The organism is Amycolatopsis sacchari, assembly GCF_900114035.1.
In the GTDB taxonomy this organism is placed as follows: Bacteria; Actinomycetota; Actinomycetes; order Mycobacteriales; family Pseudonocardiaceae; genus Amycolatopsis_E; species Amycolatopsis_E sacchari.
The window spans coordinates 61922-84755 of the sequence record NZ_FORP01000028.1; the positions used below are offsets into that span (position 1 = coordinate 61922).

A 22834-nucleotide genomic window follows, 5' to 3' on the forward strand; every position below is an offset into this window, starting at 1 on the left:
ATGGAACCGGTGGAGATCAACGCGGGCGAGTACTACCTGCGCCACCTGCGCGCGGACGACCTGCTCGACGACCGCCCCGCCCTGGTGGAGGCGTTCGCCGATCCCGAGCACTCGCGTTACATCGTCACCTACCAGGTGCGGAACCTCGCGGAGGCCGACCGGTACGTGACGCAGCGCGCCGCGGAGTGGTTCAGCGAGGAACGCTGCTCGTGGGCGATCGCGGAGCCGACGACGGGTGCGCTGCTCGGCGAGGTGGGCCTCAAGGACCTCGACCTGACGGGCGGCACGGCCGAGATCGCGCTGTGGATCCACCCGGACCGGCGTGGCCGGGGCATCAGCGTGCCCGCGGTCAACGCCGCGGTGCGCTTCGGGTTCGGCGCGCTGGACCTGCGCGTGGTGCGGTACCGGCACCACCCGGACAACACCGCGTCCGAGGCCGTGGCCAAGCGGTGCGGTTTCGAGCGCGTCGGGGTCAGCGAGGACCCGAACCAGCCTGGGCAACCGCTGGTGACGTGGATCCAGCCGGCGCCCTCGTCCGTCTGATCACCGTGCTGCTGAACGCTCCTCCGGTCGACCCCCCGAAGCTGGACGTGCCCGCCGCCATCCGCGGGCTGGAGGTGGAGCGGATCCACCGGGCGCCCGGCGCCGTCGCCTGGTTCGACGAGCAGGCGGTGAGCGCCGCGCTCGCGCCGGACATGAAGGTGCTGGTCACGCCGTTCCAGGGCGGTAACTACCCCGGCTCCGACCAGCACTACACCGAGGTCGACCGGCCGCTGCGCGAATGGGCGGACCGGACGGGCACCACCCTGATCGAGGTCGAGGGCCTGTCGGTCAGCGCCACCAGCGGCGGCGGTTTCGGCCCGAGCGACCTGCCGGAGCTGCGCCAGCTCACGTCGCACTACGACGTCACCGGCGCCGTGCTCGGCATGATCAACTACGCGAAGACGGGGGCGAAGTCGGTGCCCTCCCCGCCCGCGGACCCGGTGGTGCCGCCGTCCGCCGAGCAGGTGGCGGCGCTGACGGCGAGGCTGCGGGAGAACCCCGTCTACGTCGCCCCGGGCCGCACGGATCCGATCGACGTGCCCGTGGGGTTGCTCGCGGAGAAGACCGGCATCCGCGCCAGGGTCGTGGCCTTCCCCGCGCTCGGGCCGGACGAGCCACTCGTGGACTACGCGCCCGCGCTGGCGAAGGAGTTCCCCGGCGAAACCGTGTTCGTCAGCTACGGGGCGTGGCTCGACGTCGCGGGTCCCGACCAGCAGATCCTGGAATCCGCGCGGGACTACGCCTACGGCCGCTACGAGTACGCGACGTTCGCCCGCGGGGTGAACCTCGCCGACCGGATCGGCACGGTCGCCACGCGCGTGGCGGACCTGGTGCACCGCAACCCCTTCGCCCGCCCCGCGCCACCCGCTTTCGACCTCCGGCACCGCATCGCGAACGTCGCGCCGTGGGTGCTGCTCGGGTCCGCGGTGCTGCTGGGCGGCGGCGCGCTGCTGGCCTGGTCCCGCCGCCGGGTGCTCGCCCGGCAGGCCGAGGAAGCCGCGCTGCGCAAGGAAACCGCGTTGACCGCGGCGGAACTCGCCGAGCTCGACGCCGGTCTCCTCGCCGCGCCGGACGGGCCGTCCGAGCGGCTGGCCGCCGCGGCGGAGCGGCAGAGCACCGCGCGGGAGCTGTTCGAGCGGGCGGGCAGCGCGGAGGCGATGCGGGAAGTGCGGGAGATCGCCGCGCAGGGCCGGAAGCTGCTGGCGGGTGCCCGGTGAAGCGCGTGCCCCGCTGGCTGGTGCTCGGTGTCGCGGCCGGGCTCGCGGCGTTCGCGGCGCTCTACGGTCCGTGGGCGCAGCCCAGCGCCCAGGTTCGGTCCATTGTGGAGGCTCTGCGGACGAGCTCGGTGTACGAGCAGCCCGGCGCGCCGGGGGGTGGTGGACGCCCGGCGCGCCCGGCAGGTGATCGGGGACCGGGCGATCCTGCTCGTCCTCCTCGACCGCAGTCCACTGTCCACTTCGGGCGATTCGAAGGACCCGCGGATGAACCTGTGCCACCAGCTGTCCGAGGAGATCCCGGACGACTACATCTGGGTCTACGCGCAGGGCGACGACGGCGAGTACAAGGGCAACAACTGCGTCGGCGACGGGTTCCCGGCCCCGAAGACGGGCACCAAGGACGACTTCGACCTGACGCTGAACATCGGCGCCGAGCTGTCCGCCCAGTACCGCGCGACCGACACCGACCGCACGCCCGAGCTCGAGGAGTTCGTCCTCGCCTACGACGCGGCGACGTCGAAGGCGCACGGCGAGATCCCGACGCGGCCGGCGGTGCCCGACCGGCTCGCGGGCAGGCAGCTGGTCCTCGCGTGCGCGGGCCTCGTCGTCGGGTCGGTGCTGCTGTTCTTCCTGCTGCGGGCGGCCGGGCTCGCGTGGCGCCGCCGCCGCGCGGGTGTCGCGGCCCGTCGTCAGCGGCGGCTCGCGCTGGACGCGCGGTTGTCGCGCCTGGCCGACTCGGTGCTGCACCCCGCGCCCGCGGCGGACCAGGCGGAGGCCGAGCGCCAGGCCGAGGCCGCCCGGCGGTACGTGCTGTCGCTGGACCTGCTGACGAACGCGGAGTCGGCGGAGGAGCTGGCCGCCGCGGAAGCCGAAATCACCGGGCTGGAGGAGGTTGGCGGCCGATGACGTGGGTAGTACTCGCCGCGGTCGTCGTGCTCGCCCTCGGTGCGCTGGTGCCGGTGCTGCTGGGCCGGGCGCGGCGGACCGGAAGCGCCGACGAGGAGATCACCGCCCGTGCCCGCTACTCGCAGCTCGGCCACCACGTCGAGCACCCGGTCGCCACCGACGACGCGGAGGCGGCAGCCCTGCTGCGCCGCGGCCGGGAACGGTGGCACGCCACCGGGGCCGCGCTGGCGGAGGCCCGTTCGCCGCAGGAGTTCGCACTCGCCGCGCGGATCGCGGCGGAAGGACTGGACCACGTGGCGGCCGCGTACGCGCGGATGGGCAGGCCGGCGCCGTTTTGATCACGCTGTGCTGGCTGACACAATTACTTTCACATTTTCGGCACCTGTGGTGATCTGGATTCGGAAACCTTGCTTCAGCGCCGAACGGGGGACACGTGGGCGACTCCAGTCTGTTCCTGACCCGCATCCTCGACGTGCTTTGCGAGGGCGGCGAGAAAATCGCCTTCGCCCACCGCAGCCGGTCGATGAGCTACCGGGAGACCTTTGACACATTGCGACGGTTGCATGCGACGCTGAAGAACGAGGGCATCGCCCCGGGGGAAACAGTGGCGATAACCGGCGGAAACATGCCGGAAACAATTCTCCTGCAAATCGCGGCGCAACTGCGTGGCGCCAGGGTGCTGCACCGCGAGGACCTCGCCTGCGAGGCGGACGGCGTCGAGGCCGACCACGTCCTGTCGTCCGACCCGGACTGCCCGCTGCTGGTCGCGGGCCGCGGCACGAAGGCCGCCGAGGAGGACATCGTGATGCCGCGCCGGGTGGAGACGCTGTTCCCGGTGGACGGCGGGAAGCTCGTGTCGTGCAGCGAGGAGTACGAGGAGATGGCCCGCACGGTCGAGCCGCACCCCGACGGCCCGCAGCGCGTGCTGCTCATCGCGCCCATGTCGCACCCGATCGGCAACCGGATCACGGTGAAGGCCCTGCTGGCGGGCGACACCGTCGTCCTGCACGAACGCGCCCCGGAGACGGTGCCGACCGCCGCGAGCACCCCGCAGGGCTGAGCTGGATGTCGCGGAGGCCCAGGCCGGGATGGCCTGGGCCTCTTTCGCGTTCGGGGTGAGTGGCCGCCGCGACCCACAGCCGGGCCGGGCCGTCGCACCTGGCCAGGCGCGCGGCGCCCGGCGCTCGTGGGCTGGGCGCCCGCCGCCGCACAGCACGAAGGCCCGACCCCAGGTGGCCTGGGCCTCCGCCGCGTTCGCGGTGAGTAGCCTCCGCGACCCACAGCCGAGCCGGCCCGTCGCAGCCCGGCAGCCGAGGCCGGGCGCGCCTCCGGCCCACCTCAGGCCAGGCCGGGACAGCCCCAGCCACCGCCGACTCCGCCAAGGCTCCGGCCAGGTCGGAACCGCCTCGGCCACCGCCGACTCCGGCCCGCGTCCGCGGCTGCTGCCGCATCCGGCCCGGGTCAAGCGGGCTTTCGCCAGCCTCAGGCCGCCTCCGGCCTCCGACCGACGTCCGCGAGGGCACCGCCCCGGCGCCTCGGCCGCTCCGGCCGCGCCCGCCACCCCCGGCGCCTCCGTCACCCCCGCCGCTCCGGCCCCGGCCCCGGCCTCCGGCCCCGGCCGGGAGACCTACCCCACCGGCTCCGACAACCGCGCCCGGGCCTCCGGCGCCGAGGCGCGGCGGGCGTCCGCGGCCTCGTCGCTCGGCTGGGTCTGCGAGTCCCGCTCCGCGGCGACGCGCGCGGTGTACACCTCGACCTCGTGCCGCACCGTCTCGTCCGACCAGCCCAGCACCTGCCCCACCAGCATCGCGACCTGCGCGGCGCAGTCCACGCCCCGGTGCGGGTACTCGATCGAGATCCGGGTGCGGCGGGCCAGCACGTCCTCCAGGTGCAGGGCACCCTCGTGGCTGGCCGCGTACACCGCCTCGACCGCGAGGTAGTCCGGCGCGTGCTCGATGGGCCGCAGCAGCTCCGGCTTGCCCTCGGCCTGCGCCAGCACCTCGTGCACCAGCGAGCCGTACCGGTCGAGCAGGTGCCGCACGCGGTACGGGTGCAGCCCGTGCTGCGCCGCCAGATGATCGGCCTGGTTGACCAGCGCGTGGTACCCGTCGGCCCCCAGCAGCGGCACCTTGTCGGTGATGGACGACTGCGCCCGCCCCGGCAGGTCGACCGCCGCGGCGTCCACGGCGTCGGCCGCCATCACGCGGTACGTCGTGTACTTCCCGCCCGCGATCGCGACCAGCCCGGGCGCCACGCGCGCCACCGCGTGCTCGCGGGAGAGCTTCGACGTCTCCTCGCTCTCCCCCGCCAGCAGCGGCCGCAGCCCCGCGTACACGCCCTCGATGTCGTCGTGCGTCAGCGGGGTCGCGAGCACCGCGTTGACGTGTTCGAGGATGTAGTCGACGTCGTGCTTGGTGGCCGCCGGGTGCGCCAGGTCGAGGTTCCAGTCGGTGTCCGTCGTGCCGACGATCCAGTGGTTGCGCCACGGGATCACGAACAGCACCGACTTCTCGGTCCGCAGGATCAGCCCGCTCTCCGACACGATCCGGTCACGCGGCACGACGATGTGCACGCCCTTGCTCGCGCGCACCCGGAACCGGCCGCGGCTGCCGGACAGCCGCTGCAGCTCGTCGGTCCACACGCCGGTGCTGTTGATCACCACGTTGGCGTGGACCTCGGTCTCGCGCCCGTCCTCGACGTCACGCACCCGCACGCCGGACACCCGGTCGGCCTCGCGGAGGAACCCCACCACCTGCGTGGAGGTCCGGACCACCGCGCCGTAGTGCGCGGCGGTGCGGGCGACGGTCATCGTGTGGCGGGCGTCGTCGGCCTGCGCGTCGTAGTACCGGATGCCGCCGATCAGCGCGTTGCGCTTGAGCGCGGGCACCATGCGCAGCGCGCCCGCGCGCGTCAGGTGCTTCTGCCCCGGCACGGACCGGGCGCCGCCCATGGTGTCGTACAGGAACAGGCCGGCCGCGGTGTACGGGCGCTCCCACACGCGGTGCGTCAGCGGGTACAGGAAGCTCACCGGCTTCACCAGGTGCGGCGCGATCGTCGTGAGCATCAGCTCGCGCTCGCGCAACGCCTCCCTGACCAGACCGAACTCCAGCTGTTCGAGGTAACGCAGCCCGCCGTGGAACAGCTTGCTGGACCGGCTCGACGTGCCCGACGCCAGGTCCCGCGCCTCCACCAGCGCCACCCGCAGCCCCCGCGTCGCCGCGTCGAGCGCGGTGCCCGCACCGACGACGCCCCCGCCGATCACGACGAGGTCGAACGTCTCCTCCGACAGCCGCCGCCAGGAATCCTCGCGTGCGGCCGGTCCCAGCGCCTCAGTCACTCGGCTTCCCTCCTCGCGGGTGTGCTGCCGGTTCCAGGATGTCACGGACACGCCGTGCGGACCGGGTACGCACGGGTGTTCCCCGACACCCGATCGGTCCCCCGCCGGCCGCACGGTGCCGGAAGTCCCTGGAATTGCCCGGTACCGCGAAGTAGCGTGGCGGTGATCGAATCGGCAACGGCGCCGGGGCTCACCACCGCCGATTCGCAGCGAAGCGGTTCTCCGGAAGGGGCGGGATGAGTCTGCTCGGAATCTTCGTCTGGGAGCTGATCGGCACCGCGGTGCTGATCCTGCTCGGCAACGGTGTGGTGGCCAACGTCGTGCTCCGCAAGAACAACGGGCACCAGGCCGGCACCCTGTTCATCACGTTCGGCTGGGCCTTCGGTGTGTTCACGGGCGCCAGCCTCGCCTCGCCCAGCGGGGCGCACCTCAACCCGGCCGTCACGCTGGGGCTGGCCATCGCGGGCAAGACGCCGTGGTCGGACGTGCCGGTGTACGTCGCGGGCCAGATGGTCGGCGCGTTCCTCGGCGCGGTCCTGTGCTGGGCCACCTACAAACTGCAGTTCGACGACCACCCCGAGCCGGAGAACACGCTCGGGATCTTCTCCACCGCCCCGCAGATCCGGCGCAAGCCGTGGAACCTGGTCACCGAGATCATCGGCACCTTCGTCCTCGTCGCGTGGATCCTGCTGAGCCCGACCGCGAAGGTCGCGGCGGGCGGCACGCCCGAGTTCGGCAACTCGGCGCTCGGCTACGCGGGCGTGTCGTTCGTCGTGCTGGTCATCGGCATCTCGCTCGGCGGCCCGACCGGGTACGCCATCAACCCGGCGCGTGACCTGGGGCCGCGCATCGCCTACGCGTTCGTGCTGCCGATCCGCGGCAAGCGGGACGGGGACTGGGGCTACTCGTGGGTCCCGGTCGTCGGGCCGCTCGCCGGCGGCGCTCTCGCCGCACTGCTGTACCTGGCCGTCCACAACCTCACCTGATTGGAAGAGCTGATGACCTCCTACGTCGCCGCCATCGACCAGGGCACGACCTCGACGCGAGCGATGATCTTCGACCACTCCGGCCGGGTCGTCGCCTCCGACCAGCGGGAGCACGAGCAGATCTTCCCGCAGGCCGGGTGGGTGGAGCACAACGCCGAGGAGATCTGGGAGAACACGCGTGCCGTCACGGCGGGCGCGCTCGCGAAGGCCGACCTGCGTGCGGGCGACATCGCCGCGGTCGGCATCACCAACCAGCGCGAGACGGCGCTGGTGTGGGACCGCAGGACCGGCAAACCCGTCTACAACGCGATCGTGTGGCAGGACACGCGGACCGACAAGATCGTCGACGAGCTGGGCGCGCTCGGCGGCGGGCAGGAGCGGTACCGCGACAAGACGGGGTTGCCGCTGGCCACGTACTTCTCCGGGCCGAAGGTGAAGTGGATCCTCGACAACGTCGAAGGCGCGCGGGACCGCGCCGAGGCGGGGGACCTGCTGTTCGGCAACATGGACACCTGGGTCGTGTGGAACATGACCGGCGGCCCGGACGGCGGGGTGCACATCACCGACCCGACGAACGCCTCCCGCACCCTGCTGATGGACCTGGACACGTTGTCGTGGGACGAAAGCCACGCCGCGGACATGGGCATCCCGCTGTCGATGCTGCCGGAGATCCGGTCCTCGTCGGAGGAGTACGGCCGGGTGCGGGAACGCGGCGTGCTGTCGGGGGTGCCGATCGCGGGCATCCTGGGCGACCAGCAGGCGGCGACGTTCGGGCAGGCGTGCCTGTCCCCCGGTGAAGCCAAGAACACCTACGGCACGGGCAACTTCGTGTTGCTCAACACCGGCACCGAGAAGGTCATGTCGCAGAACGGCCTGCTCACGACGGTCTGCTACAAGATCGGCTCGAAGGACACGGTGTACGCGCTGGAGGGTTCCATCGCCGTCACCGGTTCGCTGGTGCAGTGGCTGCGGGACAACCTGGGCATGATCACCACGGCGGCCGAGATCGAGGAGCACGCGCGCACGGTGCCCGACAACGGCGGCGCGTACTTCGTGCCCGCGTTCTCCGGCCTGTTCGCGCCTTACTGGCGGTCCGACGCCCGCGGCGCCATCGTCGGCCTGACGCGGTACGTGAACAAGGGGCACCTCGCGCGGGCGGTGCTGGAAGCCACGGCTTTCCAGTCGCGCGAGGTGATCGAGGCGATGAACGCCGATTCCGGCGTGCCGCTGAAGTCGCTGAAGGTGGACGGCGGGATGGTCGTGAACGAGCTGCTGATGCAGTTCCAGGCGGACATCCTCGGCGTGCCGGTGATCCGCCCCGTCGTCAACGAGACCACGGCGCTCGGGGCCGCGTACGCCGCGGGCCTGGCCGTGGGGTTCTGGGAGGGCGAGGACGACATCCGCAACAACTGGGCGCAGGACAAGGAGTGGACGCCGTCGATGGACGAGTCCACGCGCGAAACCCAGTACCACAACTGGAAGAAGGCCGTGACGAAGACCTTCGACTGGGTGGAGTGACGTTTTCCCCCGGCGGGGCGGGGTGTCCGCCCCGCCGGGTGTCCACTGTGGAGGCTCAGTCCACCGTGGACGGAAAGTTGCCGAGATCATCTCAACCCTGTACCGAGATGACGGTGAACGGCATCCCCTGGTGGTCCGTCAGCTGGGCCGAGCGACCGTACGGCGGGTTCTGAGCCGCGCGCACCACGGCTGCGCCCAGCTCGACGGCCACCGCCTCGTCGGTGTCCGCGACCCCGAAGTACGTGCCCCAGTACGCGGGCACCTCCTGCGGCACATCGGCGGAAAGCTGCCCGATCCCGCCCACGACACGCCCGCCCACCTTGAGCGTGGCGCACGGGAAACCGCTGCGCAGCGGATCGTACGTGTAACCGAAAACCTTCACCTAGAAGGCTTTCGCGCCTTGACGTGCCGCGCCCGTCGGATCGACCGCCATCGCCAGCCGCCCGGCTGGGCCGACGTAACCCGGCTCCAGCACGAGGTGACGGCGGCCTCGGTGATCTTCGCGGCCGTCGTGTCGGCGTTCTCGACCGCGAGGTACGTCGTCCACACCGGCGGCACCTGCTTCCACGCCCGGTGGTCCCGGCCCGACCGCGGCGGCACCTCTGCCCTCGCGCAGCGTGATCAGGTAACCCCGTACTCCGCGCCCTGGTCGGCGAACTCCCACCCGAACAGCGGCCCGTAGAACTCGGCGGCGCGCTGGGGATCGGACACCATCACGTCGACCCAGCAGGGCGTGCCCCCGGGCCAGGCGGTGTCTCGAACGGCGGCCGCCACAGCATGGCACCGACCACCGACAAAAAAGCTCAGTCCAGGTCGTCGTGGCGCATGAGCTGGCGGCCGGCCTCCGTGATGGAGCCCGACAGCGACGGGTACACCGAGAACGTCAGCGCGAGGTGTTCGACCGTCAGCTGGTTCTGCACCGCCAGCGCGATCGGCAGGATCAGCTCGCTCGCCGACGGCGCGACCACCACCCCGCCGACGACGACACCCGTGGCGGGGCGGCAGAACAGCTTCACGAAACCGTGCCGCAGGCCCTCCATCTTCGCCCGCGCGTTGGTCGCGAGCGGCAGCATGATCGTGCGCGCCGGCACCTCGCCGGAGTCGATCGCCTGCTGCGAGATGCCCACCGTCGCGATCTCGGGGTGTGTGAACACGTTGGCGGCCACGGTCTTCAGCTTGATCGGCGCCACGCCCTCGCCGAGCGCGTGCCACATCGCGATGCGCCCCTGCATGCTGGCGACCGACGCGAGCATCAGCACGCCGGTGCAGTCACCGGCCGCGTACACGCCGGGCACGCTCGTCCGCGAAACCCGGTCCACGGTGATGTACCCGCCGGGCCCCGGCTCGATGCCGACCCGCTCCAGCCCGATGTCCTTCGTGTTCGGCACGGAGCCGACCGTCATCAGCGCGTGGCTGGCCTCGATGACGCGGCCGTCGGTCAGGTGCACGGCGACGCCCTTTTCGGTGCGCTCCACCCGGTCCGCCCGCGCGTGCTTCGCGACGGCGGTGCCCCGCTGGGAGAACACCTCCTCCAGCACGGCCGCGGCGTCCGCGTCCTCGTGCGGCAGGACGCGGTCGCGGCTGGACACGACCGTGACCTTGACCCCCATCTCGGTGTACGCGGACGCGAACTCGGCGCCGGTGACCCCGGACCCGATGACGGCGAGGTGCTCGGGCAGCTCCCGCAGGTCGTACAGCTGGCGCCAGTCGAGGATGCGCTCGCCGTCGGGCACCGCGCCCGGGAGCACGCGCGGGGTCGCGCCGGTGGCGATGAGCACCACGTCGGCGTCCAGCACCTCCGGTTCACCGGATCGTGGCGTGACCGCGACCTTGTGCTGCGCCAGGCCGGGCTCCTCGTCGGCGAACCGCGCCTCGCCGATGATCACGCGCACGCCCTCGCGCTGGACGCGGGCGCGGATGTCGGCGGACTGGGCGAGCGCGAGGCCCTTGACGCGACCGTGGACGGTGCGCAGGTCGATGCGGGTGTCGGCGAGGTCGGTGGCGATCCCCAGCTCGCCGAGGCCGTGCAGCGAGGCACGGGCACCCGAAGAGGCGATGAACGTCTTGGACGGGACGCAGTCGTAGAGCACGCACGCGCCGCCGAGCCCGTCCCGTTCGACGACCGTGACGTTCGCGCCGTGCTGGGCGGCCACCAGCGCCGCCTCGTAGCCGGCCGGGCCGCCGCCCATGATCACGATCCTGGTCACGTCAGTTCCTCCTAGTCGCACGCTCGTGTCCACCTTAGGAGGCCAGACCCGGAGTACGTCCGGTCGGGTGAGCACCCAGCAGCTACGGCCAGCCTCTTCCCCACCACCGCCCTCAAGCGAAACGCTGCGCGTTGCGGTTACGGCCAGCCTCTTCCCCACCACCACCCTCAAGCGAAACGCTCCGCGTTGCAGTTACGGCCAGCCTCTTCCCCACCGCCACCCTCAAGCGAAACGCTCCGCGTTGCAGTTACTCTCTAGCCGTGCCGTTGTATGCCGCTTACGGGTCCAACATGGAACCCGCCCAGATGATGGAGCGTGCGCCGCATTCGCCGATGGCGGGTACCGGCTGGCTGGAGGGCTGGCGACTCACCTTCGGCGGCGAGGACATCGGCTGGGAGGGCGCGCTCGCCACGATCGTCGAGGACCCGTCCTCCCGCGTGTTCGTCGTGCTCTACGACGTCACCCCGCTCGACGAGGACCGGCTCGACCGCTGGGAAGGCGGGGAGCTGGGCCTGCACAACAAGATCCGCCTGCGCGTGCAGACGATGGAGGGCTCGGCGCTGGCCTGGCTGTACGTGCTCGACGCCTACGAGGGCGGCCTGCCCTCCGCGCGCTACCTGGGGGTTCTCGCGGACGCGGCCGAGGCGGCGGGAGCGCCCGCGGACTACGTCGACGACCTGCGCACCAGGCCCTGCCGCGGCATCGCGACCTGACGACGACACACGCAAAAGGGCCCGCCGGAAGCCTCCGGCGGGCCCTTTTCCGTCGAAACCTCAGGCCAGCGCGGCGAGTGCCGTGTGGACCATGCAGCGGACGCCGACGGCCAGCGCCCGCTCGTCCAGTTCGAACGTCGGGCGGTGCAGGTCACGCATCTCGCCCTCGCCGCTCCACACGCCGAGGCGGAAGAACGCGCCCGGGATGTGCTGCAGGTACCAGGCGAAGTCCTCGCCACCGGACGACTGTTCGGTGCCCGTCAGCGCCTGCTCACCGAGCGCCGCCGTGACACCGGCCCGCAGCAGCGCGGTGCTGTCCTGGTCGCAGACCAGCGGCGGAACGCCCCGCCGGTAGTCCAGCTCGAAGCCGACACCGGTGGGCGCGAGCAGTGATTCGACCGACGACGCGACGAGCGGTTCGAGTGCCTTCCACACGTCGTATTCGGCCGTGCGCAGCGTGCCGCGCAGCGCGCCGTCCTGCGGCACGGCGTTGGCCGCCTGCCCGGCGTGCACCGCGCCCCACACCAGCACGGTGCCGGAGCGCGGGTCGACCCGGCGGGACAGCAGCGACGGCAGCGACGTGATGACCACGCCGAGCGCGTGCACGAGGTCGGCGGTCAGGTGCGGGCGCGAGGTGTGCCCGCCGGGCGAAGTCAGCCGCAGCTCGATGAGGTCCGCGGCCGAGGTCACCGCCCCGACCCGCGAGCCGACCTGGCCGACCTGCAGGCGCGGGTCGCAGTGCAGCCCGAAGATGCGGTCGACGCCCTCCAGCCCGCCGGCCTCGATCACGTCGAGCGCGCCGCCCGGCATGACCTCCTCCGCGTGCTGGAAGATCAGCCGCACCCGGCCGGGCAGCTCGGGCGCGGAGGCGAGCGCGAGCGCGGCGCCGAGCAGGATCGACGTGTGGGCGTCGTGCCCGCACGCGTGCGCCGCTCCCTCCACAGTGGACGCGTACGGCAACCCGGTCGCCTCGGTGAGCGGCAGCGCGTCGATGTCCGCCCGCAGTGCCACGCAGGCGGGGCCGCTGCCGACGTCGCAGAGCACGCCGGTGCCGCCGGGCAGCACCCGCGGCTCGAGCCCCGCCGACCGCAGGACCGCGCAGATGAGTTCCGTCGTCGCGTACTCGTGGCGGGAGAGTTCCGGGTTGGCGTGGATGTGGCGGCGCCACGCGACGACGTCCGCGCCACCTCGCTTCAGCCAGTCGTCCAGCCAGTACGGCCCTCTGCCCGCGCCGAGGTCGGTCACAGGTGCCATGCTGACGCCGTCCGCGGTGAGCAGCGCGTCAGATGCCCCGAAAGAGGCCGCGCGCGCGTCGCGGTCGCCGGGGATCTCCCGCCGTGAGTCCAGCACGGTCACACCGAACCTCCAAATGCAAAAAGCGTGTAACCCATTTGACGCAATATTGCACGATGCAGGCGGCAACAAACCTATCCTGTCCGGGTGGCCGGGACGGCCGGTAGTGGATCTGCGTTGAACGGCAGCGGGAACTTCGGCCCGGCGGTACCCCCTGGTACCGGTTCACAGACCTTTCGCCTGCTAGGAGGACTTTTCCCGGCGCTTCTTCCGGATGCTGCGGCCCCACACCACGATCACCAGCAGGACGGCCGCGAGCACGCCGACGATGATTTTGTTCTTGGTCTTCTGCTGGTTGGCCCGCTCGTTCTGGGCCGGGTCGATGACCGGGCCGGGCGCGGGGGTCTGCGCGGCGAGCGGTCCCGCGGCGGCGGGCAACGGCACGACCGGTGCGGCGACCGCGGCGGGTGCGGCGACGACGGCCGGGGCGGTGAACGACAGCAGCAGCCCCAGCATGAGCGCGGCGAGCCCGGCCCGCACCTTCGTCATCGTCCTCACCCTCTCCTCGACGAGCCCAGTGTGCCTGGAGAGGTACCCGCCTGTCACGCTCCGAAAGCGTCCAGGATGCGTTGTGCCGCGAGGGTCGCGGTGAGCTCGCCGTCGCGCACGGCCTGCTCGACCTCGGGCACGATCGCCTTGACGCCGGGGTGTTCGGCCAGACGCCCCAGCAACTGCTCACGCACCATCGACCAGGTCCAGTCGACCTGCTGCCGCTGCCGCCGGGCGGTCAGCTCGCCCGATTCCACCAGCTGCTCGCGGTGCCGCTCGATCTGCTGCCACACCGTGTCGAGGCCGACGTCGTTGAGGCCGCTGCACGTCAGCACGGGCGGGGTCCACGGCGCGTCGGGCCCGTAGATCATCCGCAGCGCGCCGGCGAGTTCGCGGGCCGCGCGCTTGGCGTCGCGCTCGTGGTCGCCGTCGGCCTTGTTGACGGCGATGACGTCGGCCAGCTCCAGGACGCCCTTCTTGATGCCCTGCAGCTGGTCACCGGTGCGGGCCAGCGTCAGGTACAGGAAGCAGTCGACCATGTTCGCGACGGTCACTTCGGACTGTCCCACCCCGACGGTCTCCACGAGCACGACGTCGTAGCCCGCCGCCTCCATCAGCACGATCGTCTCGCGGGTCGCGCGCGCGACGCCGCCGAGCGTGCCGGAGGTCGGCGACGGCCGGATGAACGCGGCCGGGTCGACCGCCAGCCGCGCCATGCGCGTCTTGTCGCCGAGGATGCTGCCGCCGGTGCGCGTGGACGACGGGTCGACCGCGAGCACGGCGACCCGGTGCCCGGCCGCGGTCAGGTCGATGCCCAGCTGGTCGATGAATGTCGACTTGCCGACTCCGGGGACACCCGTGATGCCGACCCGCCGCGCGCCACCCGAGTGCGGCAGCAGCTCCACCAGCAGCTCCTGCGCCTGCCTGCGGTGGTCGGCGCGCTGGGACTCGACGAGCGTGATGGCACGGGACAGCGTGCCCCGGTCACCCGCGAGGACGCCCTTGGCGAGGGCGCCGACGTCGATCGCGCGCGCCACTCAGTCCTGCTCCAGCTGGTCGAGCAGGTCGAGCGCCGCGTCGGCGATGACCGTGCCCGGCCCGAAGATCGCCGCCGCCCCGGCCGCCCGCAGCTCGTCGTAGTCCTGCGGCGGGATGACGCCGCCGACGACGACCACCACGTCCTCGCGGCCGAGCTTCGCCAGCTCCTCGCGCAGCGCGGGCACGAGCGCGAGGTGCCCGGCGGCGAGCGAGGACACCCCGACGATGTGCACGTCGGCCTCGACGGCCTGCCGCGCGACCTCGGCCGGGGTGGAGAACAGCGGGCCCACGTCGACGTCGAACCCGAGGTCGGCGAACGCGGTCGCGATCACCTTCTGCCCGCGGTCGTGCCCGTCCTGCCCCATCTTCGCGACGAGGATGCGCGGCCGGCGCCCTTCGGCCTCGGCGAACTCCTCGACACGCGCGCGTACCTTGTCCACGTTCTCGGTCTTCCCGACCTCGTCCCGGTACACGCCGGAGATCGTACGGATCTGGCCCGAGTGCCGCCCCCACACCTTTTCCAGCGCCTCGGAGATTTCGCCGACGGTCGCCTTCGCCCGCGCCGCGTCCACGGCGAGTTCGAGCAGGTTGCCGTCGGACTCGGCGGCAGCGGTGAGCCTCCGCAGGGCGTCCTCGACGGCGGCCGGGTCGCGCTCCTCGCGCAGCCGCCGCAGCTTCTCCAGCTGCTGGGCACGTACGCCCGCGTTGTCCACCTTCAGCACGTCGATCTGCTGGTCGTCGACCACGCGGTACTTGTTGACCCCGATCACCGGCTGCCGCCCGGAGTCGATCCGGGCCTGCGTGCGGGCCGCGGCCTCCTCGATGCGCAGCTTCGGGATACCCGCGTCGATCGCCCGCGCCATTCCGCCCGCCGACTCGACCTCGGTGATGTGGCCCCACGCCTTGCGCGCGAGGTCGTAGGTGAGCCGCTCGACGAACGCGCTGCCGCCCCACGGGTCGATGACGCGTGTCGTACCGGACTCCTGCTGCAGCAGCAACTGCGTGTTGCGGGCGATGCGCGCCGAGAAGTCGGTCGGCAGCGCCAGCGCCTCGTCGAGGGCGTTGGTGTGCAACGACTGCGTGTGTCCCTGCGTCGCGGCCATCGCCTCCACACACGTGCGCACGACGTTGTTGAACACGTCCTGCGCCGTCAGCGACCAGCCCGACGTCTGGCAGTGCGTGCGGAGGGAAAGCGATTTCTCGTTCTCCGGCTCGAACTGCTTCACCAGCTTCGCCCACAGCAGCCGGGCGGCGCGCATCTTGGCGACTTCCATGAAGAAGTTCATGCCGATGGCCCAGAAGAACGACAGCCGGGGCGCGAAGGAGTCGATGTCCAGGCCGCCGTCCAGCCCCGCCCGGATGTACTCGACGCCGTCCGCGAGCGTGTACGCCAGCTCCAGGTCGGCGGTCGCCCCGGCCTCCTGCATGTGGTAGCCGGAGATGGAGATCGAGTTGAACCGCGGCATCCGCCGCGAGGTGTAGGCGAAGATGTCGGAGATGATCCGCATCGACGGCTGCGGCGGGTAGATGTAGGTGTTGCGGACCATGAACTCCTTGAGGATGTCGTTCTGGATGGTCCCCGCCAGCTGCTCCGGCGCGACACCCTGCTCCTCGGCGGCGACGATGTAGAGCGCCATCACCGGCAGCACCGCGCCGTTCATGGTCATCGACACGCTCATCCGGTCCAGCGGGATGCCGTCGAAGAGCTGCCGCATGTCGTAGATCGAGTCGATCGCCACGCCGGCCATGCCGACGTCGCCGGCCACCCGCGGGTGGTCGGAGTCGTAGCCGCGGTGCGTGGCCAGGTCGAAGGCGACGGAAAGCCCCTTCTGACCGGCCGCGAGGTTGCGCCGGTAGAAGGCGTTCGACTCCTCCGCCGTGGAGAACCCGGCGTACTGGCGGATCGTCCAGGGCTGGGTCGTGTACATCGTCGGGTACGGACCGCGCAGGAACGGCGCGAGCCCGGGGTACGTGCCCAGGAAGTCCACATCGGACAGATCCTCGGCCGTGTACAGCGGTTTGACGCCGATGCCCTCCGGCGTCTCCCACGCCAGCGCGTCGGGGCCCTTGCCGGTGCTCGCCTGCAGCGCCTCGGCCCAGTCCCGCTTGCCGCCCGGGCCGGGGACACCAAGTTCGACGTCGGAGAAGTCGGGGATGGCCATCACTTCACTCCCAGCGTTTCGAGGGTGCTGGTCAGCACGGCGAGCGCGTCGCAGCCCGTGTACGCGAACCCCGTGATCCCACGGTAGGACTCGCTGGGCTTACCGGCCAGGAGAACGGCTATCGCCCCCGCCTCGCGCAGGCCCGCGGCGACGTCGTTGGCCTGCGCGGCGTACGACTTGTCGCTGCCGCACAGGCAAGCCACCGCCGCACCGCTCTCACGGAAAGCGGCGACCGGGTCGTCGACCGCGCCCGGGTTGACCGGCTCGATCCCGCCTGCCTGGAACAGGTTCGACGCGAACATGGCGCGCGCGGTGTGCGAGGCGAGCGGGCCGAGCGTGGCGAGGAAAACCTTGGGCCGCTCGCCGTGCTCCGCCAGGTGCGCGTCGGAGCGGTCCCGCAGCCGCTCGAACGGCTCGGCGTACCGGTGCTTCGGCAGGCCGCCGCCGGGCACGACGGCGGGCAGCGGCGCGCGTTCCACCGGCTGCTCGGCCAGGAACGGGAACTCACTGACGCCCGTGATCGGGTCCTTCCGCGTGGCCAGCCGCTTCGCGCGCTTCTCCCACGTCTCGGCGAGCCGGTCCCGCACGAAACCCGAGGCGAGCGCGGCCTCGATCCCGCCCTGGCGCTCGATCTCGGTGAACTCCCGCCACGCGGCGTTCGCCAGTGCGTCGGTGAGGTTTTCCACGTACCAGGAGCCGCCCGCCGGGTCGATGACCCCGGCCAGCTTCGACTCCTCCAGCAGGATCGACTGCGTGTTGCGGGCGATGCGGCGGGAGAACGCGTCGGGCTGGCCGATCGCCGCGTCGAACGGCAACACGGTCACGGCGTCCGCACCGCCGACACCCGCGGCGAAGCACGCGACGGTGGTGCGCAGCATGTTCACCCACGGGTCACGCTGGGTGAGCATCGCGGTCGACGTCACGGCGTGCTGCTTCATCCCGTGCGCGGTCCCGCCGGACACCTCGGTGACGCGGGCCCACAGACGCCGGGCGGCCCGCAGTTTGGCGATGGTGAGGAACTGGTCGGCGGTCGCGGCGAAGCGGAACTCCAGCCGCGCGGCGGCGTCGTCCACGCTGAGCCCGGCATCGGTCAGCACCCGCAGGTACGCCACGCCCGCCGCGATGACCGCGCCGAGTTCCTGGGCGTCCGAACCGCCGGCCTCGTGGTACGGCAGCCCATCCGCGACGAGCGTGCGCAGCTTCGGGTGCTTCGCGGCGAGCCGCGCGGTCAGCTGGGCGGCGGGCGCGAGGTCGTGCGCCTCCCCGGTGCGGGCACGCAGGGTGACGGGATCGGCCCCGAGGGTGCCGACGACCTCACTGTCCGGGATCCCGGCGAACTCCGCCAGCAGCGCGTTCGCGGCCGTCTCGTACTCCTCCCCCGGTTCCAGGACGACCGGGGCGAGGTCCAGGTGCACGCCGTGCAGCGCCTCGCCCAGCGCGGCCGGCGCCAGCGAGTCGCCGCCGACGCGCAGCCACAGCGACGTGGCGCCGTTCTCGAGGTCGGCGAGGACGGCCCGGTTCGCCGCGGCCGGATCGGCGTTGGCGTGCAGCACGCGCACGTCCCAGCCGGTACCTTCGGGTCGCGCGCCACGCACGAACGGCGGCAGCCCGGGGAACCCGGCGGGCGCGGCCCCATCGTCCGCCGTGTACAGCGGCTGGATCTCGATGCCGTCGTAGGTCCGGGTGGTCAGCAGGCTCTCGGGAGGACCGTCGAACTCCTCGGGCAGCGCACCGCTCTTGCGCAGCACCCCGGCGACGAGCCGCTGCCACGCGGCGCGCTCCGGTGCGGGGAACTCGGCGGCCAGTGCCAGGTCATCGGGCTCCGTCGTCCCAGCCTGAGTCATACCTGTCGATGGTAGGGGCCGGGCATGCCGGGCAAGTGTGAGCCTGCTCGCGGTCATCAGCCAGAATGACCCCGTGGCCACCGACAGCGAGGAACCCCGCGTCGTCGCCGGACGCTACCGGCTGCGCGCGGTGCTGGGCTCGGGCTCGATGGGCACCGTCTGGTCGGCCTACGACGAGTTCCTCCAGCGCCCCGTCGCGGTCAAGGAGATCCGGCTGCCGCCCGGCGTGACCGCCGGGCAGGCCGACGAGCTGCGCGAACGCACCCTGCGCGAGGCACGCGCGATCGCCGTGCTGTCCCACCCGAACGTCATCGTGCTGCACGACGTCGCCCGCCAGGACGGCGAGCCGTTCGTCGTGATGGAGCTGCTGCCCTCGCACAGCCTCGCCGACCTGATCCGCGAGCACGGCCCGCTGACGGTGGAACAGGCCGCCGCCGTCGGTGACGCCGTCGCCGCCGCGCTGGAGGCCGCGCACGCGGCGGGCATCACCCACCGCGACGTCAAACCGGGCAACGTCCTGGTCGCCGACGACGGCCGCATCAAGCTCACCGACTTCGGCATCGCCCGCAACGTCTCCGAAGCCACGATGACCCGCACGGGCATGACGCTGGGCTCCCCGGCGTACATCGCGCCCGAGGTCGCCTCCGGCAAGGCCGTCACGCCGGGCGCCGACCTGTGGGGGCTCGGCGCGACCCTGTTCAACGCGCTGGAGGGCCACCCGCCCTTCGACGCCGACGGCGACCCGCTGGAGACCATCGGCAAGGTCGTGCGAGGCGAGGTGCCGCGGCCGTCACCCGGGCCGATCGCGCCGGTGATCACCGCGTTGATGGCCAAGGAACCACAGGACCGGATGCCGCTGCACGAGGTCCGCCGCCGGCTGTACCCGATGATCACCAAGGCGCCCCGGGTGCTGTTCAGCCCGGAGATGTTCCAGAAGGCGGCGGGCACCAGGGCCGAGGCGACGGACACGCGGGAGATGAAGCCCGCGCCCAAACCCGGCGCTTCCGGGGAGGAGCCGGCCGAGGCGAGCCAGGAGCTGGCCGCGGACCCCGGTCCCCTGCCGTTCGAGCCCACCCCGAGCGCCGAGCCGGGACACGGGCCGGCCGAGCCCACCCCGACGCTGGCCTCCGATCCGGGGCCGCTGCCCTTCTCCTCGGGACCGTCACGGGCGCCCCGCCGCAGCACCACCGCGACGGCGGTCCTCGTGGCCGTGGCGATCCTGTTGTTCGTGGTCTCGGCCGCGGGCGGGTTCGTCGCGGCACGGGTGATCGGTGCCGAGCCGCTCGTCCCGCCCACCCGCGCCGGCACGTCCGCGACGCCCCAGCCGCCGCCGACCAAGTTCGAACGCCGCACCGGGGACGCGTCGAACACGCGGGGCCAGGAGGCGACGTTCTCCGTCGAGGTGCCCGCCGACTGGACGCGGTTCACGAACGCCGGGGTCGGCGACAACCTGCCACCGTCGACGCTCGTCGAGTGGGTCTCGCCGGACGGTACGCAGATGCTGGCGGTGGACCACATCGCCGGCTACTTCCCGAGCTACACGATCGACCAGTACGTCAACGCCCTGTCGACGAGCCGGGGTCCCGGCGACTTCAAGCCGGTGTCCCGCAGCGCGCTGCCGGGCAAGGACGGCGTCGCGATGACGTACCGCACGTTGGACCGGGGCAGCAGCGGGAGCTCGGGGCAGCTCAGCCGGACGACGTTCGTGCAGGTCTTCCGCCACCAGTCGAGCCTGTGGGCGGTGAGCGTGACGGTGCCCACCGAGCAGGAGAACACCGCGCGCACCGAGCTGTACGAACGCATCGTGCCGACGTTCACCATCACCGGCTGAGCCTTAAGCTCAGCGCATGAGTGAACAGGACCTGGCCGGCGCGGCGGCGGCCACCATCGCCGAGCGCACGGGACACGCCAAGCACGACATCGCGGTGGTCCTCGGTTCGGGCTGGCGCCCCGCGGCGGACGTCCTCGGCGCGGGCGACGCGGAGATCCCGCTCGCCGAGCTGCCGGGGTTCGAGCAGCCCGAGGCGATCGGGCACGGCGGCACGGTGCGGTCGGTGGACGTCGAGGGCAAGCGCACGCTCGTGCTGCTCGGGCGAACGCACCTCTACGAGGGCAAGGGTGTCGGCCGCGTCGTGCAGAACGTGCGGACTGCGGCGGCGGCCGGGGTGAAGACCGTGGTGCTGACCAACGCCGCGGGCGGGCTGCGCGAGGGCTTCCAGGTCGGGCAGCCGGTGCTGATCTCCGACCACCTCAACCTGACGGCGACCTCCCCGATCGTCGGCGCGAACTTCGTGGACCTCGTGGACCTGTACACGCCGCGGCTGCGCAAGCTGGCGCGGGAGATCGACCCCGAGCTGGAGGAGGGCGTGTACGCCGGCCTGCCGGGTCCGCACTTCGAAACCCCGGCGGAGATCCGGATGCTGCGCACGATGGGCGCGGACCTGGTCGGTATGTCGACGGTGCTGGAGGCGATCGCGGCGCGGGCGGCGGGGCTCGAGGTGTTCGGGCTGTCGCTGGTGACGAACCTGGCGGCGGGCATCACCGGTGAGCCGCTGAGCCACGAGGAGGTCCTGGAGGCCGGGCGCGCGTCAGCTCATCGGATGGGCACCCTGCTGCGGGAACTCGTGGCGCGGGCGTGAAACGTAGGCTTAGCCGGTGAGCGAACCGGATCGGCTGCCGCGCGAGCTGCGCAACAGGGCTTTCGCCTGGATCACCCAAGACGTCGACGCCGACACCCGGGAAGAGCTGGAAGCCGTGCTGGCGCGAGCCATGCACGGTGAGCCGGGTGCGGTCGCCGACCTGGCGGACCGGATGGCGGGCCCGTTGCGGTTCGGCACGGCGGGGTTGCGGGGCCCGGTGCGCGCCGGGTCGAACGGGATGAACACCGCCGTGGTGGTCCGTACCACCGCGGGTGTCGCGGCGTGGCTGGCGCAACGCGGGAAGACGGGGCAGATCGTCGTCGTGGGCCGGGACGCCCGGCACGGCTCGGAACGCTTCGCGACCGCCGCGGCGGAGGTGCTGTACGCGGCGGGGTTCGACGCGCGCCTGCTGCCCGGCCCGTTGCCGACGCCGGTGCTGGCGTTCGCGGTGCGGGAGCTGGGCGCGGCGGCGGGGGTGCAGATCACCGCGTCCCACAACCCGCCTGCCGACAACGGCTACAAGCTCTACGACGAAAGCGGTTCGCAGATCGTCCCGCCTTCCGACGCGGAGATCGAAGCGGCGATCGCGGAGGCGCCGGGCGCCATCCGCGTCGAGCGGACGCCCGGTGTTCCGGTGCTGGGCAACGAGATCGTGGACGCGTACCTGGCGAAGGTGGTGGCCATCCCGTCGGGCCGCTCCGGCGCGCTGCGGATCGCCGCGACGGCGCTGCACGGCGTCGGTGCCCAGACCCTGCGGCGTGCCTTGGCCGCGGTGGGGTTCGAGGACGTGCACCTGGTCGCGGAGCAGTCGGAGCCGGACCCGGATTTCCCGACGGTGTCGTTCCCCAACCCGGAGGAGCCGGGTGCCACGGACCTGTTGCTGGCACTGGCCGCCGAGGTGGACGCGGACCTGGCGGTAGCGCTGGACCCGGACGCCGATCGGTGTGCGCTGGGGGTTCGCGACCGTGACGGCGCCTGGCGCATGCTGCGGGGCGACGAGACGGGTGTTCTCCTGGGTGAGCACGTCCTGTCGACGACCAAGGCCCAGGACCCGCTCGTGGCCACGACCATCGTGTCTTCGTCGATGCTGGGCCGGATCGCCGCCGAGCACGGTGCCCGGTACGCGGAGACGTTGACGGGCTTCAAGTGGCTGACCAGAGCCGGCGAGGGCCTGGTGTTCGCGTACGAGGAGGCGCTGGGCCTGTGCGTGAACCCGGACTTCGTGCGGGACAAGGACGGTATCGCGGCAGCCGTGATGGCGTGTGATTTCGCCGCCGGGCTGAAGGCGGAGGGCCGCACGCTCCTCGACGTCCTGGATGATCTCGCCGCCCGTCACGGCGTGCACGTCACCGACCAGGTTTCCCTGCGTGTGACGGATCTGGGCGTGCGCACGGAGCTGATGGACTCGGTCCGTGCCGCCCCGCCGGCGGTCCTGGCGGGCACGCCGGTCACGGCGGAGGACCTGTCGCCGGGCGCGGACGCCATCCGCATCACCGGCGAGGGCCTGCGGGTGGTGATCCGCCCGTCCGGCACGGAGCCGAAGCTGAAGACGTACCTGCAGGTCGTGGAGCCGGTCACCGGTTCACTAGCCGAGGCGCGGGCTCGTGCGACTTCCCGCCTGGCAGCCCTGCGGCAGGACGTCGAGTCCCTGCTCAGCTCCCGCCGGGATTGATTTCCTGCCCAGCTCCAGCCGCGGGCGTCGCCCCGGTTGGGCTGCCGGACGCGCAAAAAAAAAGAACCCCGGGGCTTCGGGAGAATTTCTTCTCGACCGAAGCCCCGGGGCTTCCAATTTGAGTTCGGCGGTGTCCTACTCTCCCACACCCTCACGAGTGCAGTACCATCGGCGCTGGCAGGCTTAGCTTCCGGGTTCGGAATGGGACCG

General features: G+C 72.1%; 19 protein-coding genes and 1 rRNA gene. 11 read left to right on the plus strand and 9 right to left on the minus strand.

Translation table 11 applies throughout. The annotated features are described in order from the left end of the window. The 5 genes from BMZ92_RS31485 to BMZ92_RS38400 all read left to right on the plus strand — a co-directional run bounded on the left by BMZ92_RS31485 (position 1) and on the right by BMZ92_RS38400 (position 3726). A complete protein-coding gene (locus BMZ92_RS31485) occupies positions 1-543 on the plus strand; it encodes a GNAT family N-acetyltransferase (RefSeq protein ID WP_091515110.1) in 543 nt (180 codons plus the stop codon). Beyond that, a complete protein-coding gene (locus BMZ92_RS31490; RefSeq protein WP_091515111.1) occupies positions 513-1760 on the plus strand; it encodes a hypothetical protein in 1248 nt (415 codons plus the stop codon). Before BMZ92_RS31485 ends, BMZ92_RS31490 begins: the two co-directional genes overlap by 31 nt. 159 nt (positions 1761-1919) lie before the next feature. Then, positions 1920-2666, plus strand: coding sequence for a hypothetical protein (locus tag BMZ92_RS31495; protein ID WP_143249987.1), 747 nt, complete (start codon positions 1920-1922; stop codon positions 2664-2666). Further along, the gene (locus BMZ92_RS31500; RefSeq protein ID WP_091515116.1) at positions 2663-3004 is read left to right on the plus strand and encodes a hypothetical protein; all 342 of its coding nucleotides are present in this window, start codon (positions 2663-2665) and stop codon (positions 3002-3004) included. The genes BMZ92_RS31495 and BMZ92_RS31500 overlap by 4 nt, the downstream gene beginning before the upstream one ends. 95 nt (positions 3005-3099) lie before the next feature. Further along, positions 3100-3726: an AMP-binding protein gene (locus BMZ92_RS38400; protein WP_143249988.1), complete on the plus strand. Its 627-nt coding sequence runs from the start codon at positions 3100-3102 to the stop codon at positions 3724-3726. A gap of 567 nt (positions 3727-4293) precedes the next feature. Here the strand turns inward: BMZ92_RS38400 and glpD are convergent. Next, a complete protein-coding gene (gene glpD / locus BMZ92_RS31510; RefSeq protein ID WP_091515118.1) occupies positions 4294-6003 on the minus strand; it encodes a glycerol-3-phosphate dehydrogenase in 1710 nt (569 codons plus the stop codon). A gap of 236 nt (positions 6004-6239) precedes the next feature. On the opposite strand from glpD, the gene BMZ92_RS31515 reads away from it, so the two are divergent. Beyond that, positions 6240-6989 (plus strand): MIP/aquaporin family protein, encoded by a 750-nt coding sequence (locus tag BMZ92_RS31515; RefSeq protein WP_091515121.1) that lies wholly within the window; start codon positions 6240-6242, stop codon positions 6987-6989. A gap of 12 nt (positions 6990-7001) precedes the next feature. After that, entirely contained in the window at positions 7002-8507 is a 1506-nt protein-coding gene (glpK, locus tag BMZ92_RS31520; RefSeq protein WP_091515123.1) for a glycerol kinase GlpK, read from the plus strand. A 91-nt stretch (positions 8508-8598) separates the two neighbouring features. Here glpK and BMZ92_RS38405 read toward each other — a convergent pair whose 3' ends face one another. Then, positions 8599-8889 carry a VOC family protein gene (locus BMZ92_RS38405; RefSeq protein WP_245783370.1) on the minus strand — a complete coding sequence of 97 codons (291 nt, stop codon included), beginning with the start codon at positions 8887-8889 and terminating at the stop codon, positions 8599-8601. A 421-nt stretch (positions 8890-9310) separates the two neighbouring features. Continuing rightward, on the minus strand, positions 9311-10714 hold the full coding sequence (locus BMZ92_RS31530; RefSeq protein ID WP_091515126.1) for an NAD(P)H-quinone dehydrogenase: 1404 nt from the start codon (positions 10712-10714) through the stop codon (positions 9311-9313). A gap of 260 nt (positions 10715-10974) precedes the next feature. Between BMZ92_RS31530 and BMZ92_RS31535 the strand changes: the two genes are divergently transcribed. Continuing rightward, positions 10975-11427, plus strand: coding sequence for a gamma-glutamylcyclotransferase (locus BMZ92_RS31535; protein WP_218153585.1), 453 nt, complete (start codon positions 10975-10977; stop codon positions 11425-11427). Positions 11428-11487: 60 nt separating this feature from the next. Here BMZ92_RS31535 and BMZ92_RS31540 read toward each other — a convergent pair whose 3' ends face one another. The 5 genes from BMZ92_RS31540 to BMZ92_RS31560 form a co-directional block, all read right to left on the minus strand. After that, positions 11488-12783, minus strand: coding sequence for an amidohydrolase (locus tag BMZ92_RS31540; protein WP_091515130.1), 1296 nt, complete (start codon positions 12781-12783; stop codon positions 11488-11490). A 180-nt stretch (positions 12784-12963) separates the two neighbouring features. Further along, positions 12964-13269, minus strand: coding sequence for a hypothetical protein (locus tag BMZ92_RS31545; protein WP_091515133.1), 306 nt, complete (start codon positions 13267-13269; stop codon positions 12964-12966). Between the two features lie 53 nt (positions 13270-13322). Further along, positions 13323-14306 (minus strand): methylmalonyl Co-A mutase-associated GTPase MeaB, encoded by a 984-nt coding sequence (gene meaB, locus BMZ92_RS31550; RefSeq protein WP_091515136.1) that lies wholly within the window; start codon positions 14304-14306, stop codon positions 13323-13325. Beyond that, a complete protein-coding gene (scpA, locus tag BMZ92_RS31555) occupies positions 14307-16469 on the minus strand; it encodes a methylmalonyl-CoA mutase (RefSeq protein WP_091515138.1) in 2163 nt (720 codons plus the stop codon). Then, on the minus strand, positions 16469-18313 hold the full coding sequence (locus BMZ92_RS31560) for a methylmalonyl-CoA mutase family protein (protein WP_091515141.1): 1845 nt from the start codon (positions 18311-18313) through the stop codon (positions 16469-16471). Before BMZ92_RS31560 ends, scpA begins: the two co-directional genes overlap by 1 nt. A 148-nt stretch (positions 18314-18461) precedes the next feature. Here BMZ92_RS31560 and BMZ92_RS31565 point away from each other — a divergent pair, with 148 nt between their 5' ends. From BMZ92_RS31565 to BMZ92_RS31575, 3 genes are read left to right on the plus strand one after another with little or no spacing between them, the layout of a single operon-like run. Further along, positions 18462-20144, plus strand: coding sequence for a serine/threonine-protein kinase (locus BMZ92_RS31565; RefSeq protein ID WP_245783373.1), 1683 nt, complete (start codon positions 18462-18464; stop codon positions 20142-20144). A gap of 16 nt (positions 20145-20160) precedes the next feature. Then, complete coding sequence (locus BMZ92_RS31570) at positions 20161-20952, plus strand: purine-nucleoside phosphorylase (RefSeq protein ID WP_091515144.1); 792 nt, start codon at positions 20161-20163, stop codon at positions 20950-20952. Positions 20953-20968: 16 nt separating this feature from the next. Beyond that, positions 20969-22624 carry a phospho-sugar mutase gene (locus BMZ92_RS31575; protein WP_245783371.1) on the plus strand — a complete coding sequence of 552 codons (1656 nt, stop codon included), beginning with the start codon at positions 20969-20971 and terminating at the stop codon, positions 22622-22624. Between the two features lie 122 nt (positions 22625-22746). On the opposite strand, the gene rrf is transcribed toward BMZ92_RS31575, so the two are convergent. Beyond that, positions 22747-22834, minus strand: a 5S ribosomal RNA gene (rrf, locus tag BMZ92_RS31580); the annotation flags it as partial.